Raw genomic sequence first — 20,215 nt, 5'->3', positions numbered from 1 at the left:
GCGTGTCGATAGTCACGCAATCAGTGCAGCAACCATCAGCAGTCCGGCCAGTTCGCTAAGCTGCTGTGTCGCTCCCAGGACGTCGCCTGTTTGCCCACCAATCTTGACCCGCGCCGCCACGGCGAGCGAAACCGTAGCACCTGCCATTGCCAGTATCACACCAAACGATACCCAACCTAAGATCAACACAGCACCTGCTGCCGCAAGCCCCAAGCCAAGCGCGCAGTTGCGAGGTGTCGGGCGACCGACAGATTGTGACAGGCCGCTTCCACGTGCATTGGGCAAGACGGTCATGATGACAGGCATCATGGCGCGACTTAGCATCGCAAGTGGCACCAGAGCCCAAGGTCCTGCAGTTGTTATGATACTGGCATAGGTCACCCAGCGCAGACCGACCGTAACGATCAGCGCAAGCACGCCATAGGTGCCGATATGGCTATCCTTCATGATGTCGAGCCGCCGGGCGCGGTCGAACCCGCCCCAAAAACCATCTGCCGTATCTGCAAGCCCGTCTTCATGCATCGCGCCGGTCAGCAGAATCTGCACACCAATTGCAAGCCCGGCTGTTGTCAGTGATTCCAAACCAGTCCACAAAGAGACCTGCGCAATGAGGCAAGCCGGGACCGCAACAGCCAAACCGGCAATTGGAAAGGCCCAAACCGCGTGCGCATGCCGCGCGAATTGTCGTGTATCCAGTCGTGGAAGTGGCAATCGTGTCAGTAAGATCAACACAAGCAAGAAATCTACACCAGATATGTCGTTTTTTCGCATTTGTGGACCTCTCGGAGGGCTTGCGGTGTCAAGATGAACCGGTACATACGGATGATCCGCTTTACCTGCGACGACCCCTTCGATGCAATGAGGCTTTGCAATGCTGTCACCGCTCTTCTCACTTGATCACTTCCGCGCGCAGATGGCGCAGGCACCGGGTGTGGACGAGCAGGCTGAAACTGCCGCCGCGCAGCGCAATAGCCAATTGACCAAACCGCCGGGCTCCCTCGGGCGGTTAGAAGATCTAGCGATTTGGTACAGCAGTTGGCGGGGAAGCGATCGCCCGGTTATCCGCGCGCCACAGGTGATCGTCTTTGCCGGCAACCATGGGATCGTCCAGCAGGGGGTCTCTGCTTTTCCCAGTGAAGTGACGGCGCAGATGGTCGCCAATTTCAAACATGGCGGTGCGGCGATCAATCAGCTGTCTAAGCTGGCTGGCGCCCGGCTGGACGTTCACAGCCTTGATTTCGAACACCCAACCAAGGACTTTACCCAGGAAGCGGCGATGAGCAATGCAGAGCTGCTGAGCGCGTTGCAAACTGGCTGGAAATCCGTAGATCCATCATCAGACCTATTGGTTGTCGGTGAAATGGGCATCGGTAACACAACGCCCGCAGCTGCACTTGCCTGTGCGCTATTTGGTGGTGAGGCTGGCGACTGGACTGGGCGGGGTACCGGGGTTGATGATACTGGTCTTGCCAACAAGACACGCGTTGTTGCCGAAGGCATTGCGTTGCATGGATCTGTGATCACCGACGGTCTTGAGGCATTGCGCCGACTTGGCGGGCGCGAGATCGCGGCGATGGCGGGGGCAATGACCGCAGCACGCATGATGCGCATTCCGGTCATTTTGGACGGGTTCATCTGCTGTGCTGCAGCGGCCTGTCTGATGCGGACACATCCCTCCGCACTGGATCATGTCGTGGCAGGGCACCAAAGCGCTGAGAGCGCCCATGCTGCCTTGCTGACACATCTTGGCAAGCCGCCCTTCTTGTCGCTGGACCTGCGCTTGGGCGAAGGCTCTGGTGCCGCATTGGCGATCCAGATATTGCGTGCTGCTATTGCCTGCCACAGTGGGATGGCAACCTTTGAAGAGGCAGGCGTTACCGGTAGCTAGAGCTGCGGAAACAGGCGGTGAGAGACGGTCTGGCGTGTTTGAGGCCTACCAGCCAATTTTCCTGTCGGCCATAGATGGCGCTAGGCTGATTTCTGGTCAGAAGCTTTCTTGGCCTCGGCTAAATCTAGAAGCGCAGTTTCCAGATCCTTCTCCAGTTCGCGGGCACGTGCGATATACGCCGGGTTTTCGCTGGCAGGGGTCCCAGGTATCCAAAGGCTGGCCAATTCGCGAACGGTGTGACGGTCATGTGCGTAAAAGGTCTGTTCGGCCTGGGCCGCTTCGTATTCGCTGAGGCCGATCTGCTCCAATACATACCGTCCAGCCCGAAGTGAGCTGTCGAACATTTCGCGGACGATGTCATTTGCGCCAGCCTTGTAAAGTTCGAACACATGGTTGCGGTCAAAGGCACGGGCAATGATGTGCAGGTCGGGATGGTTCCTGCGCGCATGGGCCACCAGTCTTAGCGCGGCCTCGCGATCATCGAGCGCGACGACAAGCACTTTGGCCTTGGCGATTCCGGCGGCCTTAAGAAGCTCTGGTCGGGTGGGGTCGCCAAGAAAGCTCTTTACTCCGAAACGCCGCATCAACTGCACCGACGCCATATTGCTGTCGAGAACCACGGTGTTGAAGCCGCTTGCCCGCACCAGACGATTGACGATCTGCCCAAAGCGGCCAATGCCTGCAATAATCACCGGCCCCTCTTCGTCAATCTCGTCGGCGACATGCTCTTTGGGACTGTCTTTTGCGTATTTCGATAGGAGATCATAGAGTATGAACAGAAGTGGGGTGATCAGCATCGACAGGGCGATCACCAGCAGCAGCTTTTCTGACAGCTCAGGCGGCACGACATTCAGCTGGCGCGAAAAAGCCAGCAGCACAAAGCCAAACTCACCAGCTTGGGCCAGGCCCAGCGTGAACAGCCAGTGGTCGCGTTTCTTGAGGCCAAATGCCTTGCCCACGAAGTAAAGAACTGTCCCTTTGGCCAGAATAACAAGAAGGGCGAGGCCGATCAGATCACCGGGTTCAGCTAGGAAAAGACGGTAGTTGATGCCTGCGCCGACGGTGATGAAAAACAACCCCAGCAGCAACCCTTTGAAGGGATTGAGGTCGCTTTCCAGCTCGTGCCGGAATTCGCTGTTTGCCAGCACCACGCCGGCCAGAAAGGCACCAAGGGCCGGTGACAGGCCGACCAGTGTCATCAGGAATGAAATACCAACGACGATCATCAAGGCAAGGGCCGTATACATCTCGCGCAGATTCGAGGCATGGATGAAACGGAACACTGGTCGTGCCAAGTAGACGCCGGCCAATACGATGGAGGCGATGGCCGCAAGGGTGACCAGCGTGACCGCCCAGCCCGGCAACCCTTCGACGAGCGACAGGGTCGCATGGCTGGTGGTCGCGTGGGCCTCTTCTGCGGTGCGCACGATTGAGCCATCACCAATGATCTGAGCGCCATGCTGAACGGCCAGCAGGGGCAAGAGAGCCAAGATAGGAATGACAGCGATGTCCTGTGTAAGTAGGACCGAGAAGGTTGCCCGTCCGCCACCGGTCCGCATCAACCCTTTTTCTGAAAGGGTCTGCAACACGATTGCTGTTGACGAGAGTGAGAGTGCAAGGCCAACAGCCAGACCCACTTGCCAGGTCTCACCAGCCAGCATCGCCGCGCCCATCAAGGCCAATGTGCTGACAAGAATTTGTAATCCGCCAAGACCCAGCAACTTGTGGCGCATCGCCCAGAGCGCGCGTGGTTCCAATTCCAGCCCGATCAAAAACAGCATCATAACCACGCCGAATTCGGCAAAGTGCCTGAGATCTTCGGCTTCACTTCCGACCAATCCCAAAACGGGTCCAATGATGATTCCAGCTGCGAGATAACCCAGAACGGATCCAAGACCCAAACGTGCGGCTATAGGCACTGCGATCACTGCTGCGGCAAGGTAGATCGTTGCTTGATAAAGAAATGCGTCCATATGTTTTGGTATCGCAAGCGGCGCGCGGGTTGGCAACGAGTAACATGCTGAAGGAGCCAAGGACGTTCAGATGTCGCCTAGTGGACTTCGGATGTGACGTCCTCAGGATTACGTCTGCGACTCACAAAGACCCATGATTTCAGGTCGGCTGGAAAATCCAAACACAGACGTCATGCGTGAGCGAAGAGAGGACACGCCTCCCTTCGGGTGTTTAACTTGGACACTTAGTGTTCGAGAGAGCGAATCTCGTTGCTGAGTTTAGCAATTCGCTCCAGACGTTGCGAAATGCGTTCCTGAAAGACGCCCAACTGATCAATGATGTCGGACAGTGTTTCGCCGGATTCTGGTAGACGTGCGCTTTCGATCTTACACAGAACGCGGGTCGAGCTGAGGCCGAGGAAATGCCGATGCATCACTTGGCAGGCGTGCATGATACGCGAGGCTTCTCGCTCCACCTGGTCTAGCCCCTTACCTGCGCGTTCGAGCTGTTCTGCCACCAACTGTGCCAGCACATCGCGTTCACCTTGCATGTCAACTTCGCCAAGACTGCGGCGTTCTTTTTGCAGCTGGATATCGCATTCCTTCAAGACGCGAACCATACACTCGACAAAGAGTGAGTCGTCGACAGCGGTTTCGATCACCGCAAAGTTGCTATCCTTTCCCATGACGTGTGCGGCAAACCAATCGGACATCTCGCGAGACATCGCGCCGTAGTTCTGCGACAACACTGTGACCGGACCGCCCGAAGGCTCGATCCTGGAGGCAATGACCCGCAGATTGTGTGGAATGGTGTGCATGGCGTCAAAGTCTTTGATCAGACCTTCGGTCTCGCCCACCAGCGTCTTGGCGTTGCCTAGCATCTTACACAGATCGACGATCATCTGATCGGGTTCGTTTTCCAGTCCGACATCCCGCGCGATCAACTCTTCGCTCATCGCTTTAGTGGCGAATTGGCGATAATTGTCATAGCCATGCTCGGTGATCCAGCGCTTTAACCGTTCGGCGCTTTCGGCAGGTGTTAGTCCCTCGTCCTGTTCTGCGGTGAGCAGTTTGGCATAGAGCGCACGCACATCATCGAACATCTTGCTGCTAGGTTTTATACGGGCGGACAGATAGCCCTCACCGCAGGGAATAACGACAGCATAGACCCAATAGTACAACCCGTCCTTTGACTTGTTCTTTACGTAGGCGCCCATGGTTTGGCCGCTTTTGATGGTGTCCCAGAACAATTGGAAAACGCCCTTGGGCATATCTGGATGACGAATGGTGCGATGTGGCGCGCCAAGCAGTTCCGCCCAGTCATAGTTGGAAACCCGGCGGAACACATAGTTGCCGGCCATAATCACACCGCGACTGTCGGTGCGCGAGAAGAACACTTCATTCAGCGCAAAAGGAGCCTCGCCGCGGGAGGGGCGGCTTTCAATACGACGATCTACAAAGGACACGGTTTCTATCCACTCTCTTAATCTGTGCCCAGTTTGTATAACGCACGAGTGTTCACGGAACCTTAAGTCGGGAGTGGCCCATCGCTTTTTAATTGTGCCATCACAATCTGACTTTGAACACGCGACACAGTCGGATGAGGCAGCAGAATTTCATGCAAAAGCCTGTTTAAAGCAGGGAGATCGGCACAGAAAACCCTAAGTAAATAGTCGGCTTCACCAGTCATTGTCCAAGCCGAGGTGATCTCAGGGCGTGTGCGTACGAGGCGGGCGAATCGCTCAGATTGCTCAGGTCCGTGACTTTCCAGATGCACCTGCACAAATCCCTGAACACTCAACCCCAACTTGTCAGGATCGAGGCGTGCTTCGTAACTGCGAATATACCCTTCGGCCTCCAAACGTTGCCTGCGCCGCCCCGCCTGACTGGCCGAGAGGTTGAGAATCTCGCCAAGCTGCTGTGCGGTCAAATGCGCATCTTTCTGGAGTGCGGAGAGCAATTTCTGGTCAACGATATCAAGCATGTGCGGGGCTTTCATGGTAATGCTCACAATTGCGCGAATGTCACGCATCTAGGCGAGGGTATACGCCCAACTATGCGCGAAACAAGCATTTCAGATGCGGTATTCTACATGCAGCCACACTGTTCCCTATCAGGAGAAAGCCACATGGGTCCGTTTCCGCACAATGCCCCGAAGTCCGTTATCAGCGCCGAGAACCCCGCTGGCACTGATGGGTTTGAATTCGTCGAATTCGCCCATCCAGAACCGCAGGAACTTCGCGATCTGTTCACCAGAATGGGGTATGAACTGGTGGCGCGTCATAAGACCAAGCCCGGGATCGAGCTTTGGCAGCAGGGAGATATCACCTATATCCTGAACGCCGAAAAAGGCAGCTTTGCCGAGAAATTCGTGGCCGATCACGGACCTTGCGCGCCATCTATGGGCTGGCGTGTGGTAGATGCTCAGAAGGCATTTGAACATGCTGTTTCAAAAGGGGCCGAACCCTATGACGCCGATGACAAAACCATGGATGTGCCTGCGATCAAGGGGATTGGGGGGTCGATTCTGTACTTCATCGACCAATATTTTGACACATCGCCCTACAATACTGAGTTCGAGTGGCTCAAGCAGTCAAAACCGCGCGGCGTGGGCTTTTACTATCTCGATCACCTGACCCACAATGTGTTCAAGGGCAACATGGACAAATGGTTCCGTTTCTACGGCGATCTCTTCAATTTCAAGGAAATCCGTTTCTTTGACATTGAGGGCAAGTTCACAGGTTTGCTAAGCCGCGCATTGACTTCGCCTTGTGGGCGGATCCGCATTCCAATCAACGAGGATCGTGGCGAGACAGGACAGATCGTATCCTATCTCAAGAAGTATAACGGCGAGGGCATCCAGCACATCGCAGTTGGCTCAGAAGATATATATGGTGCCACGGATGAGATTTCGGAACGGGGCATCAAATTCATGCCCGCCCCGCCTGCCAGCTATTATGAGATGAGCCACAATCGCGTTGTTGGCCATGATGAGCCTTTGGACCGGATGCAGAAGCATGGCATCCTGATTGATGGTGAAGGCGTTGTTGATGGCGGCGAGACCAAAATTCTCTTGCAGATTTTCTCCAAAACCGTGATCGGACCAATTTTCTTTGAGTTCATCCAGCGTAAAGGCGACGACGGCTTTGGCGAAGGTAACTTCAAGGCGCTGTTTGAGTCTATCGAGCGTGAACAGATCGCCAATGGTGAAATTGAGGCCGCTGAATAAACTCCAGTCACAACATTTGAAGAACAAGAAACCGGACCTGTGATGGGCCCGGTTTTTTTCCGTTAAGCTGGAATTGTCGAGACGACCGCCAAATGTGCCGGGTAATTTTATCCGCTGGGAATTTTGAGAGTGAGGTTGCGATTGCCCTTTTGATATTGCAATTGGCTGTCACCGATTGCAACCACACGACCGCCATCAATCCTGTCACCGACCTTTACCTTTTTGTAGCGCCCATTTGGCATCAGGATCAGCGCGCGGCGGTTTGACGGTGTGCCATAGACACCGATTAGATTGACGCGCCGCAGGTTTATGGCATTGTCGACAGTGGCTTGCCGGGCAACCGAGGCGCTGGATGGTATGCGCGGTGTTACGCTGCGTGGTGGTGCGGCGCTGGCAACGGCCTCGGCGATGCTTGGTTCTGCGTTGCGCTGCCGATTGCGTTGCGCACGATCCACCAGATTGGCGAAATTGGCCGGGCGTGCCCGTGGTATAACCGATTGTGCAATGGCCTGTGCAGTTGCCGGAAGGCTGTTTTCCTCTGGAGGCTTCAAGCCTGCTGGGCGTGGTCGTGGACGCAAGGCACCCAGTTCTGCCCGGCTCAATCCGCCAAGCTGGGCGCGCTCGTTCTGCTCTACCAAGTTCTCCGGTCGTCGCTTCGGACGCAATTCGGACAGGATGGCCTGGCGGGCGTCTTCCTCGGCTGCGGCGGCAACCTGGGGGTCTGGACGGGCTGGCGTAGGCGGTGGAACCTTTTCCGGGCGACCTAGGAACACCATGATCCCATCAGGGTTCAGTGTCCCTTCGGGCGTGGCCTCAACCAATCCCCGCGCGTCGAGCTGAAACTGTTGTCCAGCGGCTGTTGGCGTGCTGACAGCCCCCAATTCAAGATCAGTCGCAAACCTGTCCTGCGCTGGCAATGCGATTGCATCTTCGGAGATATCGGTCGGATCTATTGATGCCACATAAAGTGTGTCCAGACTGTCCGCACTTGGCGTGGCAGGAGTATCAGGGGCATGCTGCCATATGCCTGTGGCAGCATATTGCGCCGCGCGGGTCAGCGGGGTGTCCTGCTCCGCTTGCTGTTGGCCAACGTCTGTTTCAGGGTCAATTTCGGGTACCAGTTCCGCAGCATCGAGGTCCTCGCTGAGAGGTTGCCCCGTCGCAGGGCTTATTCCTTCGTCAATGCGCAGCGCATCCAGCACTGCGGTGTCCGTGCTTGACAGGGCGTCCTCGACGGTTTCTGGCGGAAGCAGCGTGCCGTCATCGGGCTGATCAGGAATAGCACTGACCTGAGGGGCAATCTCGCCCGGTTCGATTATGACCTCTGCGCCCACGGGGGCCGTCGCATCCTCACTGACGGCGTTGCGCGTCTGCTGCCCGGCAAGTATCGCCCAAGCCGCAACAATCGCCATAAAAATGAGCAGACCCGCCATCAATGCGAGACCTAGAAAACGCGGTTTGCCGCCAACGTTTTGTTTCGCGACTCCAGCCAGTAGGGCAGCCTTGCCTGCCTCATGCAGGGATTTCTTGTCAGAGGGCGTGTCGGGCAGGGAAATTTCTTCCAGTCCGTCACGCGGTAGAACTGGAGTTGCTCCAGAGTGTTTCGGCGCAGGAGGGATCATTCCCTTTGGCGCGCCAAGTGACTTCGCAGATAGTTTAGGGGGCCGAGCTTTGGCTGCGTTAGCACCTATGGCGGGCGCAGTATCGGAGAGTGAAATTGCACCCAGAGCCGCGTGGGGGACCACACGTCGACTGTCAGAAGCTGTCGGCTTGCCATCCGGCGCTGGGGCAGCGGTAACGGTATGTTTGCCGTCTTCGGAGGTGTTGGAGGAGATTGCCACAGATGCCGTGGCCGTGACGATCGGTTTTGGATCTGCTTGGGCACTTACGGGTGCCACAAGTGGGGCTGGACCTTCTTTACGCCGCCGGGTGGAAAATCCGGTAGGCGTTGATGTCGTTAATGCGGAGGCAGTCTTTTGCTCATCCTTTTGTAGCGATGAGGCAGCGGCGCGCGGCTGGGCATATCCGTCTGGATCGGCGCTGACGTCAGCAAGAGTGTCGTCAGCTGCGACCTGCGCGTGCGTAGGATCCTCCTGATCGTCCGCCAAATCCAATAAGCTGTCTTTGGGTTCGTCTGCTTGACCGCCATCCGTTGTGCTGATGGTGACGGCTTCGACGCTGAGTTTGGGTGTGTCACTTGTCGCGTCAGGGGGAGCAATGTCGCCGACGTCTGCGGGCTCTTCGATCTCTGCAGGTGGATCTGCGGGTCCGATATCTACCACGGCAACCCCATCGGGTTCTACCGGCGTTTCTCCGGATTGCAGCAGGGTCTGTGACGATCCAAAGAACGGCTCGCCAAGAAAATCCATATTTCCAGGTGTGGCTACAAAGCTGACAGGAAGAAACCCATGCAGTAATGCAAAGTCTTCAGCCTCTTGCAGCGTTTCATGAGCGACAGCTGCGACATGGGTCTGCGCGCCGTCTTCGCTCAGGTCAAAGGACAGCTCGTCGACCCGGTAGGGGGTGGCGCCGTCGAGGCCTCGTTCAGCAGCAGCGCGACGGCCTGCGGCATCACTCGTGCCAGTATCTAGGCTCAGGTAACGGATCTGGTCATTGGGAATGATCAGTTTGCAGGCGATGGGGCCGTTCGCATAGGTTTCGCCCAATTGGCGCAGATCCGCCAAGGCGGCGCCAAGATCCTCGACATCCAGCGATACGGTGCCAATCTGGCGCCATCCCCCGGCGGCACGCTGCAATAGGCTGACGCCGTGGGAGGAAAATGAGAGTGCAAACCCCGGTTTCATGATGCCAACACGCCTTCAACTCAATTGTGCCTATACCACGCGGGGCGAGGCGATCTTGTCGCAGACCATAGGGCAGACCGATCGCGAGGGAAAGGAAAAGACACTAATTCCCCCTTGCAAGCGGTCCTTTGCCATCCCCATGTAAGACCTCAGAAAAAGGAGCAGTTTCATGAGAGCCAGACATATTTTTGCGTCAGTGCTTACCGTTATACTGACAACGGGGCTGAGCTATGCAGATGAAATTCGTATGGACCGTCAGATTTCAGTAACCGGTGAGGCGCAGATCGCGGTGACCCCAACACTTGCGACAATCACACTTGGTGTTACCGAAGAGGCGAACGAGGCCGCATTGGCGATGTCAGCGGTGTCGACCAAGATGGTGGCCGTGGTGGACGAATTGCGCGCTGCTGGCATTGCAGCAGAAGATATGCAGACACGGCAGATTTCGCTCAATCCTGTGTGGTCACAGGATCGCAGTTATGAGAACGGCAGACGCAAGATTACCGGCTTTTCGGCCTCCAATACGCTTGCTCTGCGGATCCATGATCTGGAACGGCTGGGCGAGGTGTTGGACCAAGTCCTGAAAGTTGGCGCAAATGATTTCCGTGGGCTTAGCTTTGGCGTGGCCGATCCGGCCCAGGTACAGGATCAGATCCGAGGGGCGGCGGTAAAGGATGCGTTGCGAAAAGCGACCCAGCTGGCCGAAGCGGCTGGGGTGACCTTGGGACCCGTACGCTCGATCCATGATCGTGACGCAGGTGGTGGCCAGCCGATGATGGCGATGGAAATGGCCCGAAGTGCGCCTATGCCGATTGAGGCAGGCGAGCTGACTTTTGGTCATAGCGTGTCGGTAGTCTACGAAATCGCGCCGTCTGAAGGCGATTGAACCTCAAACCGTCGAAGCCCGCCTTTAGGGGGCGTGGCCGACATTCGGCTTGGATAAAAGGCCGGGTTCTTCCCGGCCTTTTTTATATTTCAACGGTTGAGGCGTTTAATCAACGGTCTTCGCCAGACCCTGATCCAGGTCGGCGATCAGATCATCTGCGTTCTCGATACCAATTGATATACGAACAACGTTCGCACCCGCGCCTGCGGCCTCTTGCTGTTCCGGCGTTAGCTGACGGTGTGTCGTCGAGGCCGAATGGATGATCAGAGACCGGGTGTCACCAAGGTTGGCCACATGGCTGAAGATTTCCAGTGAATTCACCAGTTTGACGCAGGCATCGTAGCCACCCTTCACTGCAAAGGTGAACAGCCCACCGGTGCCTTTGGGATAATGTTTCTCAGCGCGCTGATGATAAGGTGAGGAGGGCAGGCCTGCATAGGTCACATAGTCAACACGCGGATCCTGCTCGAGCCAAGCCGCGACGGTTTTTGCGTTCTCGCAGTGACGCTCCATGCGTAGGCTGAGCGTCTCAATCCCCATCAGCGTATAATGCGCTGCCTGCGGGTTCATGGTCATCCCTAGATCGCGCAGGCCAATGGCGATGCCGTGGAAGGTGAATGCCAGCCCACCAAAGGTCTCGTGAAACTTCAGTCCGTGATAGGCGGGCTCGGGCTGCGACAGCGACGGGAATTTGTCATTTGCGGACCAGTCGAACTGGCCTGAATCCACGATCACGCCACCTGTCACAGTGCCATTTCCGGTCAGGTATTTTGTGGTGGAATGCACAACCAATGTCGCGCCATGCGCAATTGGATTGCAGAGATATGGTGTGGCCGAGGTGTTGTCGATGATCAGCGGGATACCGGCAGCATCGGTCACATCAGCAATCGAGCGGATATCGGTTACGTAGCCACCGGGGTTCGCAACGGATTCCCCGAATACTGCGCGCGTATCGTCGTCAATGGCGGCTGCGACCGCTTCGGGGTCGTCAAAATCTACAAATTTCGCTGACCAGCCAAAGCGTTTGATGGTCTGGCTGAATTGGGTGACTGTGCCACCATAGAGCCGGGTTGATGCGACGACATTTCGGCCGGGTTCCATTAGCGGGAACAGCGCCATGATCTGTGCCGCGTGACCGGACGAGCAGCAGACAGCGCCTACACCGCCCTCAAGCGTCGCAATGCGTTCCTGCAGAACTGCAACCGTTGGATTGGTCAGACGCGAATAGATAAATCCAACCTCTTGCAGGTTGAACAGGGCGGCGGCGTGATCGGCATCTCGGAACACATACGCCGTGGTTTGATAAATTGGCGTTTGTCGTGCGCCAGTTGCCGGATCGGGCCTAGCGCCCGCGTGGATTTGAAGTGTGTCGAACCCGTAGTTTGCCGCTTCAGACATTGGAGATGCTCCTCTTGGTAGTCGAATTGTTGTTGCCGGGTAGAACACTCTGCTGCGCGACGTAAGGCAAGGCGCAATTTGGCACCGGAGCTATGGCTGCGGTGAATCTCGACGATCAGGCCTGCGAAGGACCAAAGCATGGTCTCAGCTATCACGGCAGATTACCGCAGCCAGTACCCAGCAGATTTGATGCGATTGCGTAGCGCCTGCTCTTTGCGGGGCAGATTATTGCGATCAAACATCGCACGTACCTTGGCACCGCGACCCTGATAGATCATGCGCTTCATAGGCTCATAGAGCTTTAGCACCTTTTTGATCTTGTTGGGGCGGGCAACTGTTTCTAGCGCTGTAACGACTGCGTCACTCTCGCGGGCATAGAGCAATGGGAAATTGCGGTAATGGCAGCTTGTAACCCCATCCAGATATCCGTGAGGCAGGGTATTGCGCCCGCCGCCCAGACTGTGAACAACCAGCGGGAGGGCAATCTGGTCGAGCCAGGGATCCAACGATTGCCCGACCAATGCGCGAGGGAGATCGTCGCGGATCGACGTGGCGTAGCTCAGAAATCGCGTGCCAAAGACATGCGGGCACGTCCCGTAAAAATACCCTGCATTGAAATAGAGGTATCGCTGCCAGTAGTTTTTCGGCTGATTGAGGTCGAGACTGCTGTCGAAATTCAAACCGAACCGATCATATAATGCGCGCCAGATTTCCGTCATGTCAGGGCCGTATAATGTCGGTTTAGGCCATGTCCCTTCGCGACGCAGCGACGCGGAAGGGCGCGCAAAATCAAACGGAACCTGGTCGATCGGACCGGTGATCAGTGTATCGGTATCGAAAAAAACAAAGGGTTCCCCCGCCGGCATGGCCAGCAGTGCCTCGATTTTATTGCCATAGGGATAGCTCTGACCAAAGGCGTGTGACTGAAACGGCAAGATCTCTGCCTTCAGGTCCCGCAGCGTCTCAAGGACCGCCTTGTTGTGAATGCTTGGGTCTTTCTCCCAATTGGCCCCAGGCTGAGGTTCCGCGACATACAAGCGTCCGGTGAAACTGGGCGCGTAGTGGCGCAGAGACGCCGCAAACAATACCGCCTCAAATTGTAGCCTACCGGCCTGTCCGACAATCATGATGTTGAATGGGGTGTTGGCCATGCAGCGGCTTTCGATCTGTGGCAAGTAGGGGCGGGGGTGATCATCGTCACTACGCCCGGTCTCGAAATGTGTGTGAGCTTCTTGATGACATATCTCGGTCGCCGTCGCCAGAATAGCTTTGACCCGCCTGGTGACGTCGGCCTCTTGGCTCGTTTCATCGCCTGACGTGGTTTTGTCAAGAAAAGCTATAAAAAACAGATGTTTGAAAGATTTTTTAGCCTGGCCGGGGTCGACCCAAGGGGCGTCTGACCTGTTGGCGTGGATCTTCCGATCTGCTTGGCGCAGGGATCAGCACAATGCGCGATACAAAACTTCGTGCCTACCTGCATTTTTCGTCTTGCACCCCTATGCGTGAATCGTTATTCCGCTGCGCAAGGCCCCTATAGCTCAGCTGGTAGAGCAACTGATTTGTAATCAGTAGGTCCGCGGTTCGAGTCCGTGTGGGGGCACCATCTACTTTCCAGCGTATTGATATCCCTGTGAAAATACGGATTGTGGACCATGTTGAAATGGTCCTTGGTCCACATTGCCATTCGAATACATTGATGGTCCGCATTGGCCTTGTTGCACAAATCGGCTGAGGTCCGGACTTCCCCTTTCCCCGGACGGATTTAACCTGCGGCCACTGTGGCGGGTATGCCAAGCGCGGTGTAGCCGTTCAGCACGGCGATACGGACTTGCAGCTCCGCGACCTGGCGATCGAAGTCTCGAGCCATCAATGACTGATCAAGCAGCTTGATGCAGTTCATCTTGGACTCGACACGGCTCCGGCAGTGATGATCGCTCCATCGTCGCCAGATAGCGCGGCCTAAGTACTTTGAGGCCCGCAGAGCTTCGTTGCGTGCGACGGCGCCCGGGCTCGTCGGCTTCCATGGCTTGGCGTTTTTGCGGGGCGGGATGACGGCGGCGGCGTTTCGAGCAGCAATTGCGTCGTGGCACTTTCGGGTGTCATAGGCGCCGTCGGCGATGACCCTGCCGATCTCCTGATCAGGCGGGATCTGGTCCCGCAGTTCTGGCAATACGGGCGCGTCACCAATGTTGCTGCCCGTGATCTCGACTTCCAGTGATCTCGACCGCCCGGACCTCAAGCGTTTCCTCGTCGACCCCGGTATGTACCTGGCGCCAGATCCGCCGTTTCGCACCGCCGTGCGTGCGGGCATTCCATTCGCCTTCACTTTCGGCCTTGATACCAGTGCTGTCGATTAGAAGGTTCAGCGGACCCGCACCGCCACGATGGGGGATGCTCACGTTCAGCGTTCGTTGACGGCGGCACAGGGTACTGAAGCCAGGCACCGTCCAGTCCAAGCCGACTAGCTTCAGCAGGCTTTGTACAAACCCCGTCGTTTGCCGCAACGGCAGGCCAAACAACACCTTCATAGTCAGACAGGTCTGGATCGCCGCGTCGCTGAAACTCAGTTGTCGGCCACGCTTGCCCGTTTGACGGCACACGAGCAGCGCGACCGTCTGGGCGTTCGACGTGATCGCCTCCGGGACTTCTTCGACGACCTCATTCAGGATACGGCGCAGCGTGACCCGCTCTTTCGATTCCGCGAGGGACACGTGGACGGTCAGGTTGGTCGCGAACTTGGCCTTGGGTATGACAGATTTCTCTGTCGGCAAGACAGTGATTCTGACCGCGCCCAGCCTGAGATAATCAACTGAGTTGTTCCGGCGCATTCTGGAATTCAAAAACACTGATCCATTCTGCCCGCCCATCGTGCGGCAGACGCAAACAGAGCTTGAGGCACACCCATCGCATGGCTGGCGGATCATCGTTGTCCCGGCAACCGATCAAGCGCGCGTCATGACCGCAGACACGATCATTGCGGACGAGACATGTTTCTTGGACGACGATGCGCTGACGGCATTCTTCCCAATGCGGCGCGAGACTGGCCGCATCTTTTTGTTGTCCAAGCCAAACATGCGACAGGGGTATTCGGTAAGTTTCTTCTGGTTGCGTTTGAGCGTGTGAGGCTGTTCTCCGAACCAACCCCCTAAATCCGCAAATACCTCGGCATCTGTCTTAGTGGCCTTTTGACGTTGCCGTCCTGCTTTGCCCATCGGCATCACCCTGAAACACGCAGGAGTCAAAGCCGCCAGCCGCCGTGGCCGCGACCTGCGTGGTGTCATACCCCGCGAACGGGGTGTTTAGGCGCGGTGTAAGGCGGCGACCACAATGTCGCTCGACCAGTTATATCATCTGACTGAGCGCCCCTGGAAACGGCACACCTGTGAGTGCGCCGTTTCCATCAGGATTTCTGGTCTTTGTTAGAAATCTTCCCAACCGACGACGGCCTGTGTTGGACTGGCCTCAAGGAAACCATCGTTGTCGCCATGTGCCGACGGTACGGGGGGGGCGTTGACAGGGCGCGGTGCAGCAGAGGACAGGGAGCCAGATGCCATTGGAACGACATTGCCAGCTGACTTTCGGGTCTTGAAGACCGATACCTGACGTGACAGCTCGTTGGCGTCGTTTCGCAAGATCTGACTCGCTGCTGTGGATTCTTCAACCATCGCCGCATTGTGCTGAGTTACCTGGTCTAGCTGCGTAACCCCGGTATTGATTTCAGCCAATGTCGTGGATTGTTCCTGTGCGCCTGTTGCGATCCCACTCACATGGCCGGAAATCGTGGCGACCCGTTCAATGATCTGTTTCAGCTCCTCGCCGGCGCGGCCAACAAGATCAACGCCGTCTCCCACATGACCGGTGCTTTCGCTGATCAAGGCCTTGATTTCCTGAGCGGCCTGCGAAGACCGCTGCGCCAGGGCGCGTACTTCCGAGGCAACAACCGCGAAACCGCGTCCTGCTTCGCCGGCGCGGGCAGCTTCGACACCGGCATTCAGGGCGAGGAGGTTGGTCTGGAACGAAATGTCATCAATCACCGAAATGATCTGTGAGATTTTTTCGGATGACTGTTCAATCTTTGACATTGCGTCGACGGCCCGTGTCACCACTTTGCCGCTGCTGACTGCGGTTTCCTTGGCTTCGGATACGATACCTTCGACCTCACGCGCACCGTCGGCGGCCGACTTCACACTCACTGTAAGCTCTTCCATGGCGGCGGCGGTCTCTTCCAGAGTTGCTGCCTGAGATTCGGTGCGCTGCGATAGATCGCCTGAGGACTGGCTTATTTCTTCGGCGCTGGCACGAATGCGAGAGGAGTTCTCGATTACGGCGTCGATAATACCAACCATCTTATTGACAGTATTGTTAAAATTCTGGCGCAGGCTTTCGTAGTTTTCGGAGAATTCGTCATCAATGGTTTGGGATAGATCGCCCTCCGAGAGGGCCCGAAGCCCATCGTTCAGACGCTCTACCACGACTTTTTGAGCAGCCTGGGCAGTGTGTCGCTGTTTTTCCACGGCACGGGCGACTGATAGCTGAGATTTTAGCGCCTCGATGTGGCGGGCGATCAGGCCGATTTCATCGCCACGTGACTGGTGCTCTGTGTCATGTTCATAGTTGCCATCGGCGAGCCTGTTGATTGCGGTCGCAACATTGCCCAATGGCCGGGACATCATCGAGCGCAGGGCCAAGACAGACAGCCCCAGCATGACGACAAAGGCTGCGCCGGCGGCCAGGAACGACAAAAGCTGATTGGGCGCGACCTCCGCAAATGCCACATCCGGCGACCAGACCATCCCCACCGCGCCGACAATGACGGTACCGGCAGCACCCGCGGAAGCCGGCGCGGCAACCAGATAGCCGTTTTCACTGTATTCCATTTTTCCGGTTTCCATCGCTTTCTGCGCGACGAGTGTCAGCTCGGCGATTTCTGCTTCGCTTGCGGTGCCGGTGGAGGCCACTGTTTTACCCTTGGAGCTGATTGCTATCCCGTGGGTCGAACGGCCGTTGGAGAGCTCGATGAGTGACGTCAGATCGTCTTCCAATCGTTCGGTGTCGCCAAATCGAATAGCGCCGCCACTACGCGCGGCAACTGTTACGGTGACACCTTCTGCCAAGGTCCTCACGCCGCTGTCGACGGCCTCGCCAAGGATCTTTTGGTTTTCCCAAGTTAGGAACATTGTCACCACCAACGTAGAGGTGGCGATGAGCAAGCTGCATTTTGCAAAGACTGAAAGCCGGTTTAGGACTTTGCTTGCGGGATTACGGAATTTCATTTCAGCACCTTTCAATCACCGTCACGCTGGATGGGCGCGCGGTCAGTATTTGTGTCGGATCAATGCCGACAGCCCCCACTTGGCAACCGGGAAATGTGGCTGCACTTCTTCAGAGTTTGACCCGCCAGATATTCCCATGCCCCCCCCATCGGCCCGCTGCGCGCGGGGCGATGGGGGGGCACAACAACCAGAATTGGCAGATTATCGAAACCATGCCCGATTGGGGGCGGTGACATGGCGTACACACTGTGGCGCAGGGCTGACGAGTGTCGGGCGCCGTGTTCAAGAAAACGCGGTAATGCGTTGCCCCAATTGAGAAAATCAATAACATTATTTGCCCGCAAAACGAGCGGTCGCGGCGATCTGGATATTCTACCCAGCATATCATGATGCATCTCAGATTTCTGAAATGCCGGAGGTAGGCTCGCGTTCGCTGCGAATGACATGACGGATGCCCAAATAGTTTGTACACCTCGCAGGCGCACAGCCGCCGTGCGAATGATCTTTACCGCCACTGCTGGTGTCCGCGTGATGACCACGCTGATCTTCATCCGTCGTTCCAAACTATGCCCCCGCTTCATGACATGTGTGGCTGCACACATTCGCGGAGGAGAATAAGCAGTTGGGCTTACCGCTAAATTAATGGCGTTCAGGAGCTAGGATAAATGATGATAATAGGTTTGATCCTGAATTTGGTGATAGGGATCACGGATTTTCTGTAGTGTAAGCTTATGATTTGCCAGCGGTTTCTCGGTGGGCTCCGTTGGGAAATGTGCGAACAAGGCTCGGTTCGTTACATTTTCGTATTGGGTTCGTTGACGCGTAAAGATGCCACAATACTACTTTAAGGCGATTTTTTATCTATTTAATATTTTGGATGCAGAATGGTGAATTTGATTGAAATTTTATTTTCCATTGATTCTCCAGTCTCTTGGCGGAATTCGCGGCAAGGAAACCGTCGCCGCATCGCACGGACGGGTTGAAACCTATCACAGGATATTTACTAAGGGGCGTGGTGGCGAAATGGGGAACGAATGCACACGAAACACCTTGACAGCCTGTTTCGTCGCCAGCGGAGGCGTATTTCGCCGCTGAATGAAGGAGACGATTATTGGATACTTTTTCTAGATCAATAGAGACAGCCCGCGCAGGAGAGGCTGACCACAGCGGCCACGTTGGGGTTGAAGAAGACCTCAGCGATTTCGAGTTTGCACTGATGCGCACCTTTGAGGGGTTCGCGAGATGGCAGTCTGAATGCCTTGGGCTGGTGTCCAGCCTGTCGGCCTCTGGCCCTGAGATCACCTTGTTGAATGTGATCCGCATGAACGACCGGCCCAAGACCATCAAAGAGCTGGCGCGGGTGACCAACCGCGATGATGTCCCAAATATCCAATACTCCCTGCGCAAGCTTGCGTCGTCTGGCTTGATCCGCAAAACAGGATCTGGCCGTGGCGGGGTGACATATTCCGCCACCGACGAAGGCTTGCAGGTGACTGCGGCTTTTGATGCGGAGCGCCGCAAGCTGCTGTTGCAGGCTTTGGAACAGGTGCCGGGTGTGGAAAAACGCGTCGGCGAAGCCACTCGTGTGCTGAACATCTTGACTGGGATCTATGACGGTATTGCGCGTTCCGCGACGGCGCAGCGACAGACCTAAATCAACAATCGGCTTAGGTGCCGGTTACGAACCCTATTTATGCGCATCTCCGGTCGTGTGGGCTGTTCGTTGCGGGGTATCTTGTACATCGGATTATGCCGGACTGCGGTCCACCAAATGGTGATGTTGATGCGCACGGTGTACGGTGCTTGACGGTGCCCTTACAGCGACAAGGACGAATAGCGGTGATCGAACTCAAAGATCTTAGATTGATGAGCGCTTTGGCGCGTCACCGCCATTTTGCCAAGGCCGCGCAGGACTGTGGGATGTCTCAGCCTGCGTTTTCCATGCGGATCCGCAATCTAGAAGACCGCTTGGGTGTGTCCATCGTGCGCCGTGGAAACCGGTTTCAAGGGCTGACAGAGGAGGGGTTGATGATCGTGCGCCGGGCTCGGTCGATCCTAGATGATGCCAAGGCGCTGGAGCAAGAGGTTGCTGCCGCAAGGGGCGAGGTAACGGGAATGCTGGTTCTTGGAGTGGTGCCGACGGCCACTGCCTATGCCGCTCAGATTGTCGATCAGCTGCATTTGAAACATCATCGCGTCCTTGCCCGGATTGAGGTCCTCAGCTCGCTTGCGATCCAGCAACGGCTGTTTGATGGTACTATTGATGCCGGCGTGACTTATCAGGACAGTCTGGGCTCGGATCAGGTGAGCATTCAGCCGCTTTATGAAGAGACATATGTTCTGGTCGCGCCAGCGGCTATGGTGGCGGAGCGTCCCGCGGGCGCTGAGGGCATCACCTGGGCGGAGGCGGCGGATCTGCCGCTGAGCCTGTTGGAGCCGCAAATGCAGAACCGGCGTATTCTGGATCGGATCTTTGCCGATCAGGGGCTGCGGCCTGAGGTGCGTTCTGAATCCAGCGGGTTCATGGCGGCGATGGTGATGGCGCGAGCGGGATCAGTTGCAACAATCCTGCCGCAGGCGCTTGTCGAGGCGCTTGGTACGCTGGACGGGACAACGGTGCTGCCGCTGACAGACCCGGCCCCAACCAAACCGATTGCAATGGTGACGCTGGACCGGCAGCCTGCTTTGACCACGGTGCAGGCCCTGCGGGCGGTGGTTGACGATTTCGTGCAATAAGCGTTCGTTATCGTACCTTCGAAATTTCCGATTTGACGATAGGCTTCTT

13 protein-coding genes, 1 tRNA gene and 1 pseudogene are annotated in these 20,215 nt (G+C 56.5%); 6 read left to right on the top strand and 9 right to left on the bottom strand.

The features are described from left to right. Positions 1–12: 12 nt before the first annotated feature. A complete protein-coding gene (locus tag PhaeoP97_RS12000) occupies positions 13–771 on the bottom strand; it encodes an adenosylcobinamide-GDP ribazoletransferase (protein ID WP_072505247.1) in 759 nt (252 codons plus the stop codon). Positions 772–871: 100 nt separating this feature from the next. Here PhaeoP97_RS12000 and cobT point away from each other — a divergent pair, with 100 nt between their 5' ends. Continuing rightward, positions 872–1,888, top strand: a complete 1,017-nt coding sequence (cobT, locus tag PhaeoP97_RS11995; protein WP_072505246.1) for a nicotinate-nucleotide--dimethylbenzimidazole phosphoribosyltransferase — start codon at positions 872–874, stop codon at positions 1,886–1,888. An 80-nt stretch (positions 1,889–1,968) separates the two neighbouring features. Here the strand turns inward: cobT and PhaeoP97_RS11990 are convergent, their stop codons facing one another. The 3 genes from PhaeoP97_RS11990 to PhaeoP97_RS11980 all read right to left on the bottom strand — a co-directional run bounded on the left by PhaeoP97_RS11990 (position 1,969) and on the right by PhaeoP97_RS11980 (position 5,824). Continuing rightward, positions 1,969–3,861, bottom strand: coding sequence for a monovalent cation:proton antiporter-2 (CPA2) family protein (locus PhaeoP97_RS11990; protein ID WP_072505245.1), 1,893 nt, complete (start codon positions 3,859–3,861; stop codon positions 1,969–1,971). A 224-nt stretch (positions 3,862–4,085) separates the two neighbouring features. After that, positions 4,086–5,306, bottom strand: a complete 1,221-nt coding sequence (locus tag PhaeoP97_RS11985) for a PAS domain-containing protein (RefSeq protein WP_072505244.1) — start codon at positions 5,304–5,306, stop codon at positions 4,086–4,088. A 62-nt stretch (positions 5,307–5,368) separates the two neighbouring features. Continuing rightward, complete coding sequence (locus PhaeoP97_RS11980) at positions 5,369–5,824, bottom strand: Lrp/AsnC family transcriptional regulator (protein ID WP_072505243.1); 456 nt, start codon at positions 5,822–5,824, stop codon at positions 5,369–5,371. A gap of 144 nt (positions 5,825–5,968) precedes the next feature. Between PhaeoP97_RS11980 and hppD the strand changes: the two genes are divergently transcribed. Beyond that, the gene (gene hppD, locus PhaeoP97_RS11975) at positions 5,969–7,069 is read left to right on the top strand and encodes a 4-hydroxyphenylpyruvate dioxygenase (protein ID WP_072505242.1); all 1,101 of its coding nucleotides are present in this window, start codon (positions 5,969–5,971) and stop codon (positions 7,067–7,069) included. 107 nt (positions 7,070–7,176) lie between these two features. Here hppD and PhaeoP97_RS11970 read toward each other — a convergent pair whose 3' ends face one another. Further along, entirely contained in the window at positions 7,177–9,873 is a 2,697-nt protein-coding gene (locus PhaeoP97_RS11970; RefSeq protein ID WP_072505241.1) for a hypothetical protein, read from the bottom strand. A gap of 169 nt (positions 9,874–10,042) precedes the next feature. Between PhaeoP97_RS11970 and PhaeoP97_RS11965 the strand changes: the two genes are divergently transcribed. Next, positions 10,043–10,759 (top strand): SIMPL domain-containing protein, encoded by a 717-nt coding sequence (locus PhaeoP97_RS11965; RefSeq protein WP_072505240.1) that lies wholly within the window; start codon positions 10,043–10,045, stop codon positions 10,757–10,759. A 105-nt stretch (positions 10,760–10,864) separates the two neighbouring features. On the opposite strand, the gene PhaeoP97_RS11960 is transcribed toward PhaeoP97_RS11965, so the two are convergent. Beyond that, positions 10,865–12,157, bottom strand: a complete 1,293-nt coding sequence (locus PhaeoP97_RS11960) for an O-acetylhomoserine aminocarboxypropyltransferase/cysteine synthase family protein (protein WP_072505239.1) — start codon at positions 12,155–12,157, stop codon at positions 10,865–10,867. 161 nt (positions 12,158–12,318) lie between these two features. Beyond that, positions 12,319–13,308, bottom strand: a complete 990-nt coding sequence (locus tag PhaeoP97_RS11955; protein WP_072505238.1) for a hypothetical protein — start codon at positions 13,306–13,308, stop codon at positions 12,319–12,321. Positions 13,309–13,684: 376 nt separating this feature from the next. Between PhaeoP97_RS11955 and PhaeoP97_RS11950 the strand changes: the two genes are divergently transcribed. Next, positions 13,685–13,760, top strand: a tRNA-Thr gene (locus tag PhaeoP97_RS11950). Positions 13,761–13,919: 159 nt separating this feature from the next. Here PhaeoP97_RS11950 and PhaeoP97_RS11945 read toward each other — a convergent pair. Next, a pseudogene (locus PhaeoP97_RS11945) lies at positions 13,920–14,745 on the bottom strand (IS5 family transposase); the annotation flags it as partial. 831 nt (positions 14,746–15,576) lie between these two features. Next, positions 15,577–17,430 (bottom strand): methyl-accepting chemotaxis protein, encoded by a 1,854-nt coding sequence (locus PhaeoP97_RS11935; protein WP_072505236.1) that lies wholly within the window; start codon positions 17,428–17,430, stop codon positions 15,577–15,579. 1,111 nt (positions 17,431–18,541) lie between these two features. Between PhaeoP97_RS11935 and PhaeoP97_RS11930 the strand changes: the two genes are divergently transcribed. Together PhaeoP97_RS11930 and PhaeoP97_RS11925 are read left to right on the top strand one after the other, a co-directional pair. After that, entirely contained in the window at positions 18,542–19,084 is a 543-nt protein-coding gene (locus PhaeoP97_RS11930; protein WP_072505235.1) for a winged helix DNA-binding protein, read from the top strand. 185 nt (positions 19,085–19,269) lie between these two features. Continuing rightward, entirely contained in the window at positions 19,270–20,166 is an 897-nt protein-coding gene (locus tag PhaeoP97_RS11925; RefSeq protein WP_072505234.1) for a LysR family transcriptional regulator, read from the top strand. The last annotated feature ends 49 nt before the right edge of the window (positions 20,167–20,215 follow it).

The sequence above is a fragment of the Phaeobacter porticola genome, assembly GCF_001888185.1.
Classification (GTDB): domain Bacteria; phylum Pseudomonadota; class Alphaproteobacteria; order Rhodobacterales; family Rhodobacteraceae; genus Phaeobacter; species Phaeobacter porticola.
The sequence above is the reverse complement of the archived record's forward strand: the minus strand, read 5'-3'. Positions and strand labels throughout refer to the sequence as shown.